The sequence below is a fragment of the Microbacterium esteraromaticum genome (assembly GCF_014084045.1).
Lineage (GTDB): Bacteria > Actinomycetota > Actinomycetes > Actinomycetales > Microbacteriaceae > Microbacterium > Microbacterium esteraromaticum_D.
Window position 1 is genome coordinate 2,302,812 of sequence record NZ_CP043732.1, and the last position, 12,076, is coordinate 2,314,887.

The window sequence follows — 12,076 nt, forward strand, 5'->3', positions numbered from 1 at the left end:
GGAGGTCGAGGGTGGCCTTTTACATCCTCAGACGAATCCTGCAGGCGATCCCCGTCTTCTTCGGTGCGACCCTGCTGATCTATTTCATGGTGTTCGCCATGCCGGGCGACCCGATCGCCGCGCTGTTCGGCGACCGCCAGCCCAACCCCGCCCTGCTGGCGAGGCTCCGAGCCGAGTACCACCTCGACGAACCGTTCCTCGTGCAGTACGGGTACTACATCGCCGGCATCTTCCGGCTCGACTTCGGCACGAGCTTCTCGGGCCAGGCTGTCGCCGACATCCTCGCGAGGACCTTCCCGGTGACGCTGCGCCTCGCCGTGATGGCTGTCGCCATCGCGTTCGTGCTCGCCATCGTCATCGGCCTGTTCTCCGCCCTCGACAAGGGCGGCGTCTTCGACAACTCGATGCTCGTGCTGGCGCTGATCTTCATCGCTGTGCCGATCTTCGTGCTGTCGTTCCTGGCGCAATACTTCCTCGCCGTCCAGCTCGGCTGGTTCAGACCGACAGTGGGAGCGCGCAACGACTGGGGTGATCTCTGGCTTCCCGCATGGGTGCTCGGCTTCAGCGTCTACGCGACGAGCATGCGCCTCACCCGCGCCTCCACCATCGAGACGCTCGGCCAGGACTGGGTGCGCACCGCGTACAGCAAGGGCCTCTCGCGCGGCCGTGTCATTCCCGTGCACGTCCTGCGCAACTCGCTCATCCCGATGGTCACCGACCTCGGCACCGTGTTCGGCGTCCTGATGGTCGGCGCGACCGTGACCGAGGGCATCTTCAACGTCCCAGGCGTCGGCAACACCCTGTATCAGGCGATTATCCGAGGTGAGAACCCGACGGTCGTCTCGTTCGTGACCGTGTTCGTCGTCGTGTACGTGCTCATCAACCTGGTCGTGGATCTCATCTACGGCCTGCTCGACCCGAGGATCCGCTATGTCACGACCTGACCTCGACCGCGGCCACTACGTCGCCCCGGCGGACACCACGTCGGTGCCCGTCGATGTCGTGCACATCGACGCCAAGCCCAGCAACCTGTGGCTCGACGCGTGGCGCGACCTGCGTCGCCGCCCGCTGTTCTGGATCTCGGCCGCCTTCGTGCTGCTGGTCATCATCGTCGCCCTGGCCCCGGGACTGTTCACCCAGGTCGCGCCGGCCGACGGATGCCAGCTGGCGAAGAGCAACAGAGGGCCGGAGGACGGGCATCCACTCGGATTCACCCGTCAGGGCTGCGATGTGTACTCCCGGATCATCTGGGGAACCCGCACCTCGCTCATCGTCGGAGCGCTGGCGACGATCATCAGCACGGTCCTCGGCATCGTGATGGGCGCCCTGGCCGGCTTCTACGGCGGCTGGCTCGACTCCGTGCTCTCGCGGGTCGGCGACATCTTCTTCACGATCCCCTACATCATCGCGGGCATCGTCGTGATGTCGGTGCTGCCGGAGCGCAACGAGCTGGTGCTCGCCTTCGCCATCGGCGGCTTCGCGTGGGCGTCGACGGCCCGGATCATGCGCGCCGAAGTGCTGCGCGTGAAACAGGCCGACTTCGTGATGGGCGCCGAGTCCATCGGCATGTCGAAGTTCAAGATCCTGCTCGTGCACGTGCTGCCCAACGCGATGGCGCCCGTCATCGTCGTCGCCACGCTCGCCCTGGCCGGTGCGATCGTGGCCGAGGCGACCCTGTCGTTCCTGGGCGTCGGCCTCGGCAGCGGCACCATGTCGTGGGGCCTGGACATCAGCCAGGCGCAGACCAACATCCGCACCGCGCCGATGGCGCTGTTCTGGCCGTCGCTTGCCCTGACCCTCACCGTGCTGGCGTTCGTCACGCTCGGTGAGCTCATGCGCGACGCCGTCGACCCGAAGGCGAGGGCACAGCGATGACCGAACCACTGCTCAGAGTGCGCGACCTGCGCGTCGCGTTCCGCAGCGGCAAGAAGATCCGCGAGGTGCTGCACGGTGTGAGCTTCGACATGATGGCCGGCGAGACGCTGGCGATCGTGGGGGAGTCCGGATCGGGCAAGTCCACGACGGCGGCGGCCATCATCGGCCTGCTGCCGGGCACCGGTCACGTGACCGGCGGCAGCGTCACGCTCGACGGGCGCGAGCTCACCACCGCGAAGCGGGCGGAGCTGGAGCACATCCGCGGACGCGAGATCGGCTACGTCCCCCAGGACCCGATGTCGAACCTCAACCCGGTGTGGTCGATCGGCTTCCAGGTCAAGGAGGCCGTGCGCGCGAACGGGCTGGCACAGGGGCGCACCGAGGTGCACGATCGTGCCGTCGAGGTGCTGCAGCAGGCGGGTCTCAGCGACGCCGCACGCCGCATGCACCAGTTCCCGCACCAGTTCTCGGGCGGCATGCGTCAGCGTGCGCTGATCGGCATCGGCCTCGCGGCCGATCCGCAGCTGCTCATCGCCGACGAGCCGACCAGCGCGCTCGACGTGACCGTGCAGCGGGTGATCCTCGATCACCTCGCCCGCCTCACCAGCGAGCGCGGTACGTCGGTGCTGCTGATCACCCACGACCTGGGTCTCGCGGGCGACAGAGCCGACCGCATCATCGTGATGAACAAGGGCGAGATCGTCGAGGCGGGGCCGAGCGCCGAGATCCTCTCGCGTCCGCAGCACCCGTACACCCAGCGACTGGTGGCCGCGGCCCCGAGCCTCGCGTCGAAGCGGATCGGTTCCGCGACGACCCGCGAGGAGGAGCCGCAGAGCACGGCACCCGCAGTGGTCGAGGTGCGCGATCTGGTCAAGGAGTACTCGATCCGCACCGGTGGCCTGCGCAGCGAGAAGTTCCTCGCCGTGGACGGCGTCTCGTTCTCGATCCCTCGAGGTAAGACGCTCGCCCTGGTGGGGGAATCGGGCTCTGGGAAGTCCACCGTCGCCAAGATGCTGCTGCAGCTCGAGAAGCCCACCGGCGGTGAGATCCTCATCGATGGTGCGGCGACGAGCACGATGTCGCGCGCCGAGGTCTTCAAGCTGCGTCGGCGCATGCAGCCGGTCTTCCAGGATCCGTACGGATCGCTCGATCCGCTGCGCAGCATCGGCAACCTGATCAGCGAGCCGCTGCAGGTGCACGGCATCGGCACGCGCGACGAGCAGCACAAGCGGTCGCTCGAGCTGCTCGACCAGGTCGCGCTGCCGCGCGAGCTGGCCGAGCGGTACCCGAACGAGCTGTCCGGCGGTCAGCGTCAGCGCGTGGCGATCGCCCGTGCGCTGGCGCTCAAGCCCGACATCGTCGTGCTCGACGAGGCGGTCTCGGCGCTCGACGTGCTCGTGCAGGATCAGATCCTGCACCTGCTGTCGGACCTGCAGAACGATCTCGGCCTGACGTACCTGTTCATCACGCACGACCTCGCGGTGGTGCGTGTCGCGGCCGACCTCGTCTGCGTCATGGAGAAGGGCCGGATCGTCGAGCAGGGCTCGGTGGATGCCATCTTCAGCGACCCGCAGGAGGAGTACACCCGCCGTCTGCTCGACGCGATCCCCGGCGCCTCGCTGCCGCTGGGCGGCGTGGGTCTGTGACGCCCGAGCATTCCGCTGCACCTGCCAGCGCCGCCTCGCTCCGGAATCGGGGCGGGGTGGCGCTGCTGGTGATCTGCGCGGTGCTGTCGGCGGTGATGCTGGTCGATGCCGCCGTGCGCGCCGACATCGTGACCGCGTTGCTTCTGGCGCCGTGGCTGCTGCTCGGTCTGTGGGCCGTGTACGTATTCGGTGTCGCATCCCGCGTGCGTGCCGGACGCGACGGCCTGTTCGTGCAGAATCTGCTGCGCACGACGCTGGCGCCATGGGCCAGGGTGGAGCAGATTCGGATGCGCTGGCAGATCGAAGTCGAGCTCGACGACGGCTCGCGGCTGACCTGCTTCGGAGGCCCGGCGACTCGTCGCCCGCAGCGGCTTGGTCCCGGTCGCACGAAGGAGGACGCCAACGGCGACGCAGACGACGCGGTCGCGGCACTGCGCAGGGCGAAGGCCGGAGCCGCTCACGTGACGCCCGTCCCGCCGATCCGGCGCGGGTGGGACATCCCCGCCATCGTCGCCCTGCTGCTGATCCTGGCCTGGGCCGTGGTCGCCGTGATGGTGACGCGCGGCTGACGTCCGGAGCCGATTCACAGGGCGCGCTGGTTGGCTGGGGTCATGAAGTGTCCTGCAGACGGTTCCACCCTGGTCATGAGCGAGCGAAGCGGCATCGAGATCGACTACTGCCCGCAGTGCCGGGGTGTCTGGCTGGATCGCGGTGAGCTCGACAAGATCATCGACCGCAGCGTCGCGGCGCCTCAGCCCACTGCACCGGCCGCCCCTGATCGATTCGCACCGCCGGCGTACGAGCAGCCGCGTCACGACGACCGCGGCGGATACGACGATCGCCGGTACGACGGTGATCGCCGGTACGACGATCGCGGTCAGCGTCCGCACCGCCGCAAGCGCGAGAGCTGGCTCAGCGAGCTGTTCGACTGACCGTCAGCCCGGCAGACCGAAGAGCGAGGGCCAGGCGGCGGCCGCCCAGGGGTAGCCGACGAAGGCCACCGCGTCGATGGCGAAGTGCGCGACGAGGAACGGCAGCAGGCGCCCGGTGCGTGCGAACAGCCAGCCGAAGAGCAGGCCCATCGCGAGATTGCCCACGAAGGCGCCGGGCCCCTGGTAGAGGTGGTAGCTCGCGCGCAGCACGCTGGTCGAGATGATGATCGGCCACGCGCCCCAGCCCAGCTGCCGGAGGCGGGTGAAGAGGTAGCCGAGCACGACGAACTCCTCCTGGACGGACGCTCTCGCCGCCGAGAGCAGCAGGACCGGCACGGTCCACCAGTGCGCGTCAAGGCCGGCAGGGTCGACCGCGACGAACCATCCGAGAGCGCGCCCCGCGAGATACAGGGCGATGCCGGGGATGCCGATGGCCGCCACCAGGCCGATGCCCCAGGCGGCATCGCGCCCCGGCCGCGTGCCGTCCAGCCCCAGCATCCCGAGATGCGGCCGACGCGAGCTCCACAGCAGGAAGCACACGAGGAGCGCGGGCACGATGCCGAAGCCGATCGACAGAAGCTGATAGACGAGGTCGAAGACCTCCCGGTCGCTGCGCGACGGGTTCAGCGTCGCCGTCTGATCCGCCAGGGGAGTGGAGTCGGTGAGCCGGTAGGCGAGCTGCACGATCGCGTAGACGGCCGACTGGCCGAGGCCGAGCGCGAGCACGATCGCGATCTCCCACCACACACGAGTCCGGTTCACGCCTTCGATGCTATGGCCTGCTCCCAGGCGGCATCCGCGGCCATACGTTATCCTGGAACGTCGCTGACGCTCGCTCAGTACTAGCGGCACTCCATCTCACCCCAATCCGCTTAGGACTCCTTGAATGGCGCACGCCCTCCGCTCTGACCTCCGAAACGTCGCGATCGTCGCACACGTCGACCACGGCAAGACCACTCTCGTCGATGCCATGCTCCGTCAGACCGGCTCATTCGGCGAGCACGCCCATGTCGAAGAGCGCGCGATGGACTCGAACGACCTCGAGCGCGAGAAGGGCATCACGATCCTCGCCAAGAACACGGCGATCACCTACAACGGCGCGCACACCGATGTGCCGGTGACGATCAACGTCGTCGACACCCCCGGCCACGCCGACTTCGGCGGCGAGGTCGAGCGCGCCCTGTCGATGGTCGACGGCGTCGTGCTGCTCGTCGACTCCTCCGAGGGGCCGCTGCCGCAGACCCGATTCGTACTCCGCAAGGCTCTCGAGGCCAAGCTCCCCGTCATCCTGCTGGTCAACAAGACCGACCGAGGCGACGCCCGCATCGCCGAGGTCGAGGAGGAGGCGCACGACCTGCTGCTCGGTCTCGCAAGCGACCTGCAGGACGACGTGCCCGACCTCGACGTCGACGCGCTGCTCGACGTGCCCGTCGTCTACGCCTCCGGTCGTGCGGGAGCCGCGTCGCGCAACCGCCCGCGAACGGCGAGCTGCCCGACAACGACGACCTCGAGCCCCTGTTCCAGGCGATCCTCGAGCACGTGCCCGCCCCCTCGTACGACGACGAGGCACCGCTGCAGGCATGGGTCACCAACCTCGACTCCTCCGCCTTCCTCGGTCGCCTCGCGCTGCTGCGCATCTTCAACGGCACCCTGAAGAAGGGCCAGACCGTGGCCTGGGTGCGCCAGGACGGCACGACCCAGAACGCCCGTATCACCGAGCTCCTGATGACCAAGGCGCTGGAGCGCTACCCGGCCGAGTCCGCCGGGCCCGGTGACATCGCCGTGATCGCAGGCTTCTCCGACATCATGATCGGCGAGACCATCGCCGACCCCGAGGACGTGCGCCCGCTGCCGCAGATCTCGGTCGACGAGCCCTCGATCTCGATGACCATCGGCACGAACACCTCGCCGCTGGTCGGCAAGGTCAAGGGGCACAAGCTGACGGCCCGCATGGTGAAGGACCGCCTCGACCGCGAGCTCATCGGAAACGTGTCGATCCGCGTCAACGAGATCGGCCGCCCGGACGCATGGGAGGTGCAGGGCCGCGGTGAGCTGCAGCTCGCGATCCTCGTCGAGAACATGCGCCGCGAGGGCTTCGAGCTCACCGTCGGCAAGCCCCAGGTCGTCACGCGCAAGGTCGACGGCAAGGTGCACGAGCCCTACGAGCACCTCACCGTCGATGTCCCCGAGGAGCACCTCGGCGCCGTGACGCAGCTGATGGCGAACCGCCGCGGCCGCATGGACAACATGATCAACCACGGCACCGGCTGGATCCGCATGGAGTTCATCGTGCCCTCGCGCGGTCTGATCGGCTTCCGCACCGAGTTCCTCTCGATCACCCGCGGAACCGGCATCGCGAACGCGATCTCGCACGGATACGACGAGTGGGCCGGCTCCATCGTCGCGCGCCAGAACGGTTCGATCGTCGCCGACCGTGCCGGCGTGGTGACCCCGTTCGCGATGATCGCCCTGCAGGAGCGCATGTCGTTCTTCGTCAAGCCCACCGAAGAGGTCTACGAGGGCATGGTCATCGGCGAGAACTCGCGCGCCGACGACATGGACGTCAACATCACCAAGGAGAAGAAGCTCACCAACATGCGCTCCTCCACGGCTGACTCCTTCGAGTCGATGACGCCCCCGCGCATCCTCTCGCTGGAGGAGTCGCTCGAGTTCGCCCGCGAGGACGAGTGCGTCGAGGTGACACCCGAGGCCGTGCGCATCCGCAAGGTGATCCTCGATCAGACCACCCGCGGTCGCGAGGCGTCGCGCCTGAAGCGTCAGGATGCCAACGCCTGAGCCGCGTGAACGGAACGAAGACCCCGGCAGGAGCCGGGGTCTTCGTCGTCCCGTCTCCGGGTGAAAATAACGAACTCATAACATACTTTCCCGAGTGCGATCGCGTCTGATTCCCGGCAACCGATCACGTCGCGTCCAGGTCAGGGCCGGGTCGCGTCCAGGTCGAGGCGTCAGGCTGGTTGCTCGTGCCCGGGAAACGGCGCTCCCGATGAGCGCGCCCCGCGAGGGTCCGGGCCGTCGACCACCCGAAAGTCGAACCCACCCATGATCGATACCCTTCACACCCGTGCGTCCAAGCGCGTCGCGCACGTGGCATCCGCGCACTCGCGGATGCGCCGTCCCCTCATCGCCGTGGCCGTCGTCGCGGCGCTCGCCGCCACCACCGCCGCCGGCGCCGTCTTCGCCCCTGCCGCGCTCGGCGCCATCCCGTCGGAGCAGGCGCTCGAGCAGGCCGCGGATGCGACAGACGACGGAAAGATCGCCCTGGTCAACGCCGAGTCGCTGAACAACGTCGTCGCCGGCGTCGACTTCCCGATGCAGACCGCGCAGACCCAGGTCGACCTGAACGACCTCACCGCCGACGTGAAGAGCCTGAGTCGTGCCGCCGAGCTGTCGTCGGAGGAGGTCGCAGACCTGACCGCGGAGGTCGTGCTCGGCACCGTCATCGTGCAGTCGAAGACCGCCGATCTGCAGGATGCACTCACGGCGGCGAAGCAGGCCGAGGCTGAGCGCATCCGCATCGAGGCCGAGCGGATCGCCGCCGAGAAGGCCGCAGAGGAGAAGCGTCGCGCCGAGGCCGCTCTCGCAGCGGCGAACACCCCGGAGGGCGCCAAGGCCACCGCGCGTGCCATGGCTGCCGAACTCTACGGCTGGGGCGAGGGTCAGTTCTCGTGCCTCGTGAAGCTGTGGACGAAGGAATCGGGCTGGAACTACAAGGCCTACAACTCGAACGGCGGCGCCACGGGCATCCCGCAGGCTCTGCCGGGAAGCAAGATGGCCACGGCCGGCGCTGACTGGCGCACGAACGCGACCACGCAGATCGCGTGGGGCCTCGGCTACATCGATCGCGCGTACGGTTCGCCGTGCTCGGCGTGGGGTCACTCGCAGGCGGTCAACTGGTACTGACGTGATCCGCACCCGGTCGTGACCCGGAGGCGATCAGCGCAGCTCTGACACCAGCACCGCGCTGGTGCCCGGGCTGCGCGCCTCGAAGATGTGAGCCGCATCTCCCGCGTACGACAGGTAGTCGCCCGGATGCAGCAGCTCGGCGGCGTCTGCCGGGCCGACCATCGCCTCCCCGCTGATCAGGACGACATGCTCGGTCGTGCCCGATCGGTGAGGCAGCGATCGTCTCGGCGCGCCGGGTTCGGCCTGGATGAGGTAGATGTCGCGTCTCGTCGCCGGCGCAGCTGCCGACAGCAGCGTCGCCAGGTACGGAGCCGCTGCAGACGGCACTCCGGCGTGATCGCCCAACCGGATGAGCCGCGACGCGGGCGCCCGATCCTCGACGAGCGTCGCGAAGGGGATGCCGAGCGCGTCGCCGATCGCCCACAGCGTCTCCACGCTCGGATTGCCCGCCCCGCTCTCGAGCTGCGAGACGGTCGCCTTCGAGATGCCGGCGCGGCGCGCGAGCTCCGACACCGACAGGCCGGCACCCTCCCGCTCGCGGCGGAGGGATGCGGCGAGGCGTTCGCGCAGTTCCATGCGTTCAGTATTGCAAACGATCGTTCGACTTGACCAACAGTCGTTCGGTGTTCATGATGATGATCATGCGTTCATCAGAACGAACAACCGGTCAGGGTCACGCCACGCGCGAGGTATGGCGCGAAGGCCTGGGCGTGGCCATCGCGACCAGCGCGTACGGAGTCTCCTTCGGCGCGCTGTCGGTGGCATCCGGACTCGACGTCTGGCAGACCTGCGTGCTCAGCCTGCTGATGTTCACCGGCGGATCGCAGTTCGCCTTCATCGGAGTCTTCGGCGCGGGCGGGATCGCCGCCCTGCCGTCGGCGATCGCATCCGCCGCGCTGCTCGGTGTGCGCAACGTGGCCTACGGGATGCGGATGTCGTCGATCATCGGCGACGGATTCTGGCGACGCGCAGCGGCGGCCCAGGTGACGATCGACGAGTCGACCGCCGTCGCGATCGCCCAGGAGCATCCTCAGCTGCGGCGCCTCGGCTTCTGGCTGACCGGGCTCGGTGTCTTCATCGGCTGGAATCTCACCACCCTGGCCGGCGCGCTGCTGGGCGACGTGCTCGGCGATCCGAAGACCTGGGGACTCGATGCGGCCGCTGCTGCGGCGTTCCTCGCCCTGCTGTGGCCGCGGCTCAAGCAGCGGCAGGCGATCGCCGTCGGTGTCGCCGCGGCAGTGGTCGCGGCTGCGCTCACGCCGTTCCTGATGCCGGGCCTGCCCGTGCTGGTCGCGGCTCTGGTGGCGATCGTCGTCGGCTGGTTCAACTGGCTGGGGCGCGATGCAGGTCATGACGCGGGCGGGGAGGCACGGCGATGACGGTGTGGAGTGCGGTGCTGCTCGCCGCGTGCATCTGCGTGGGCCTCAAGGCAGCCGGATACCTCGTGCCGGCGCGGCTGCTGGAGGCGCCGCGGCCGGCGCGGATCTCGGACCTGCTGACCGTCGCGCTGCTGGGCGCGCTTGTCGCGGTGCAGACACTGGGTGCCGGCCAGGCGGTGATGGTGGATGCCAGGGTGCCGGCCGTGCTGGTCGCGGCGGGACTGCTGTGGATGCGGCAGTCGTTCCTCGTCGTCGTCTTCTCCGCCGCCGCGGTCGCCGCGCTCCTGCGGCTGGCGGGGCTCGCCTCGTGAGACGCGCGCAGCCGCCGGCGACCGGCGCGCACTAGGCTGAGCCGGTGCGCAGAATGCTCTCTCGCGGTCTCTCGTGGCTGGCTGCCGCCTTCGTCGGCGCCGTGTACGGGGTCGCCGCGACGATCGCGCACAGCTTCACGCTCGGCCCGATCCCCGTCGGCATGATCCTCGGCGCTGTCGCGTGCGCGGCGCTGCTCGTCGCGCTGCGGGCCCTCACCGGTGATCGGTGGGCCGCGCTCGCCGCGGGTGTGGGCATGATGGCGCTGCTGCTGGTGATCTCGCAACGAGGCCCCGGCGGCTCGATCGTCGTGCCGAACACGCCGCTCGGCAACATCTGGATGTACGTCGCCGCCGGCATCGTCATGCTGATCGTGGCCTGGCCCGACACCTCCCGGCTGCGGCAGCTGTCGGCGACGGCGGCCGGCCCTCGGGGCGACGGGGTCCGAGGGGTCGTAGACTGATCACGTGACGTACGTGATCGCCCTTCCCTGCGTCGATGTCAAGGACCGCGCCTGCATCGACGAGTGCCCCGTGGACTGCATCTACGAAGGTGAGCGGATGCTGTACATCCACCCCGACGAGTGCGTGGACTGCGGTGCCTGCGAGCCGGTGTGCCCCGTCGAGGCGATCTATTACGAAGACGACCTGCCCGAGGAGTGGGCCGACTACTACAAGGCCAACGTGGAGTTCTTCGACGAGATCGGCTCGCCGGGCGGCGCCTCCAAGGTCGGGGTCTACGACTTCGACCACCCGGTCGTCGTCGCGGCTCCTCCGCAGGGGGAGTGAGTGGGAGTCAAGGATCTCGCGGACTATCCGTGGGACGCGGTGGCGCCCTATCGCGAGCGGGCGGCCCAGCATCCCGACGGGATCGTCGATCTCTCGATCGGCTCGCCGGTCGATCCGACTCCCGAGGTGATCCGTCGCGCGCTGGCCGAGGCGACCGACGCCCACGCGTACCCGCAGACGGTGGGAACGAGCGACGTGCGGCGAGCCATCGTCGAGTGGTACGACCGCCGACGCGGGGTTGCTGACCTCACCGAGGCGAACGTGATGCCCACGATCGGCTCGAAGGAGCTCGTGGCGCTGCTGCCGCTGCTGCTCGGCCTCGGTCCCGGCGACGTCGTCGTGCACCCTCGCGTCGCCTACCCGACCTATGCGGTGGGCGCCGCAGTCGCCGGCGCCGCAGCCGTCGCCGCCGACGACCCCGAAGAGTGGCCCGAGGGCGCGAAGCTCATCTGGATCAACACGCCGGGCAATCCCGACGGACGCACGTGGGACGTCGAGAGCCTGCGCACGGCAGCAGCCCGGGCGCGGGAGATCGGCGCGGTCCTCGCCAGCGACGAGTGCTACGCCGAGCTGGGCTGGGACGGCCCCTGGCGCGATGAGACGATCCCGTCGGTGCTCGACCCCCGCGTCACAGGAGGCAGCCGTGCAGGTCTGCTCAGCGTGTACTCGCTCAGCAAGCAGTCGAACCTCGCGGGATACCGAGCCGCGTTCATCGCCGGCTGCTCGCGCCTGATCGCCGACATCCTGGCCGCACGAAAGCATCTCGGGCTCATGCCGCCCGCGCCGGTGCAGCATGCCATGGCGGTCGCACTGTGCGACGACGAGCACGTCGCCGCACAGAAGGAGCTCTACCGCCGCAGGCGCGAGGTGCTGCTGCCGGCGCTGATCGATGCCGGGTTCCGCATCGACGGCTCGGAGGCCGGTCTCTACCTGTGGGCCACTGAGGGGCGGGATGCCTGGGAGTCGATGGATCGACTGGCATCGCTCGGGATCCTGGCCGGACCGGGACACTTCTACGGACAGCACTCCGCCCAGCACGTGCGCCTCTCTCTGACGGCGCCGCTCGAGCGCGTGCAGCAGGCAGCCGATCGCCTGGCCGCCGCGAGCTGATTTTGTGCACAGCATGCTGTGATGGTGCTGATCTCTTGGCGGATGTCACAGTAGGCCGACAGCACGACTAGGCTGTAGGGGCGATGGGGTCCCACGCGACCCGGCGCTGCGTG

Annotated in this window: 13 protein-coding genes and 1 pseudogene; 12 read left to right on the forward strand and 2 right to left on the reverse strand. The window is 68.9% G+C overall.

The features are described 5' to 3' along the window. Positions 1-11: 11 nt before the first annotated feature. Genes FVO59_RS10860 through FVO59_RS10880 form a run of 5 tightly spaced genes read left to right on the forward strand, consistent with a single transcriptional unit; the run spans position 12 to position 4,453 of the window. Complete coding sequence (locus FVO59_RS10860) at positions 12-944, forward strand: ABC transporter permease (RefSeq protein WP_182252652.1); 933 nt, start codon at positions 12-14, stop codon at positions 942-944. After that, entirely contained in the window at positions 931-1,875 is a 945-nt protein-coding gene (locus FVO59_RS10865) for an ABC transporter permease (RefSeq protein WP_182252653.1), read from the forward strand. Before FVO59_RS10860 ends, FVO59_RS10865 begins: the two co-directional genes overlap by 14 nt. Next, the gene (locus tag FVO59_RS10870) at positions 1,872-3,521 is read left to right on the forward strand and encodes a dipeptide ABC transporter ATP-binding protein (protein ID WP_182252654.1); all 1,650 of its coding nucleotides are present in this window, start codon (positions 1,872-1,874) and stop codon (positions 3,519-3,521) included. Before FVO59_RS10865 ends, FVO59_RS10870 begins: the two co-directional genes overlap by 4 nt. Before the next feature lie 56 nt (positions 3,522-3,577). Further along, on the forward strand, positions 3,578-4,090 hold the full coding sequence (locus FVO59_RS10875) for a PH domain-containing protein (RefSeq protein WP_182252655.1): 513 nt from the start codon (positions 3,578-3,580) through the stop codon (positions 4,088-4,090). Between the two features lie 42 nt (positions 4,091-4,132). Further along, entirely contained in the window at positions 4,133-4,453 is a 321-nt protein-coding gene (locus FVO59_RS10880; protein WP_182252656.1) for a TFIIB-type zinc ribbon-containing protein, read from the forward strand. A 3-nt stretch (positions 4,454-4,456) separates the two neighbouring features. Here the strand turns inward: FVO59_RS10880 and FVO59_RS10885 are convergent, their stop codons facing one another. Beyond that, entirely contained in the window at positions 4,457-5,215 is a 759-nt protein-coding gene (locus tag FVO59_RS10885) for a CPBP family intramembrane glutamic endopeptidase (protein WP_182252657.1), read from the reverse strand. A 124-nt stretch (positions 5,216-5,339) separates the two neighbouring features. Between FVO59_RS10885 and typA the strand changes: the two are divergent. Together typA and FVO59_RS10895 are read left to right on the forward strand one after the other, a co-directional pair. Beyond that, a pseudogene (typA, locus tag FVO59_RS10890) lies at positions 5,340-7,249 on the forward strand (translational GTPase TypA). Positions 7,250-7,513: 264 nt separating this feature from the next. Next, positions 7,514-8,374: an aggregation-promoting factor C-terminal-like domain-containing protein gene (locus FVO59_RS10895; RefSeq protein WP_182252658.1), complete on the forward strand. Its 861-nt coding sequence runs from the start codon at positions 7,514-7,516 to the stop codon at positions 8,372-8,374. Positions 8,375-8,407: 33 nt separating this feature from the next. Here the strand turns inward: FVO59_RS10895 and relB are convergent, their stop codons facing one another. Further along, the gene (relB, locus tag FVO59_RS10900; protein ID WP_182252659.1) at positions 8,408-8,953 is read right to left on the reverse strand and encodes a type II toxin-antitoxin system RelB family anti-toxin; all 546 of its coding nucleotides are present in this window, start codon (positions 8,951-8,953) and stop codon (positions 8,408-8,410) included. Between the two features lie 65 nt (positions 8,954-9,018). Here relB and FVO59_RS10905 point away from each other — a divergent pair, with 65 nt between their 5' ends. Genes FVO59_RS10905 through dapC form a run of 5 tightly spaced genes read left to right on the forward strand, consistent with a single transcriptional unit; the run spans position 9,019 to position 11,963 of the window. After that, complete coding sequence (locus tag FVO59_RS10905) at positions 9,019-9,756, forward strand: AzlC family ABC transporter permease (protein WP_182252660.1); 738 nt, start codon at positions 9,019-9,021, stop codon at positions 9,754-9,756. Continuing rightward, on the forward strand, positions 9,753-10,067 hold the full coding sequence (locus FVO59_RS10910) for an AzlD domain-containing protein (RefSeq protein ID WP_182252661.1): 315 nt from the start codon (positions 9,753-9,755) through the stop codon (positions 10,065-10,067). The genes FVO59_RS10905 and FVO59_RS10910 overlap by 4 nt, the downstream gene beginning before the upstream one ends. A 53-nt stretch (positions 10,068-10,120) precedes the next feature. Then, complete coding sequence (locus FVO59_RS10915; protein ID WP_259363544.1) at positions 10,121-10,528, forward strand: histidinol dehydrogenase; 408 nt, start codon at positions 10,121-10,123, stop codon at positions 10,526-10,528. A 4-nt stretch (positions 10,529-10,532) separates the two neighbouring features. Further along, positions 10,533-10,853, forward strand: coding sequence for a ferredoxin (gene fdxA / locus FVO59_RS10920; RefSeq protein WP_182252663.1), 321 nt, complete (start codon positions 10,533-10,535; stop codon positions 10,851-10,853). After that, on the forward strand, positions 10,854-11,963 hold the full coding sequence (dapC, locus tag FVO59_RS10925; RefSeq protein ID WP_182252664.1) for a succinyldiaminopimelate transaminase: 1,110 nt from the start codon (positions 10,854-10,856) through the stop codon (positions 11,961-11,963). The last annotated feature ends 113 nt before the right edge of the window (positions 11,964-12,076 follow it).

Coding starts and splice junctions, on each gene's coding strand:
- FVO59_RS10865 (WP_182252653.1), top strand. CDS start 931: ATGTCACGACCTGACCTCGACCGCGGCCACTACGTCGCCCCGGCGGAC.
- FVO59_RS10870 (WP_182252654.1), top strand. CDS start 1,872: ATGACCGAACCACTGCTCAGAGTGCGCGACCTGCGCGTCGCGTTCCGC.
- FVO59_RS10880 (WP_182252656.1), top strand. CDS start 4,133: ATGAAGTGTCCTGCAGACGGTTCCACCCTGGTCATGAGCGAGCGAAGC.
- FVO59_RS10895 (WP_182252658.1), top strand. CDS start 7,514: ATGATCGATACCCTTCACACCCGTGCGTCCAAGCGCGTCGCGCACGTG.
- relB (WP_182252659.1), bottom strand. CDS start 8,953: ATGGAACTGCGCGAACGCCTCGCCGCATCCCTCCGCCGCGAGCGGGAG.
- FVO59_RS10905 (WP_182252660.1), top strand. CDS start 9,019: ATGCGTTCATCAGAACGAACAACCGGTCAGGGTCACGCCACGCGCGAG.
- FVO59_RS10910 (WP_182252661.1), top strand. CDS start 9,753: ATGACGGTGTGGAGTGCGGTGCTGCTCGCCGCGTGCATCTGCGTGGGC.
- FVO59_RS10915 (WP_259363544.1), top strand. CDS start 10,121: ATGCTCTCTCGCGGTCTCTCGTGGCTGGCTGCCGCCTTCGTCGGCGCC.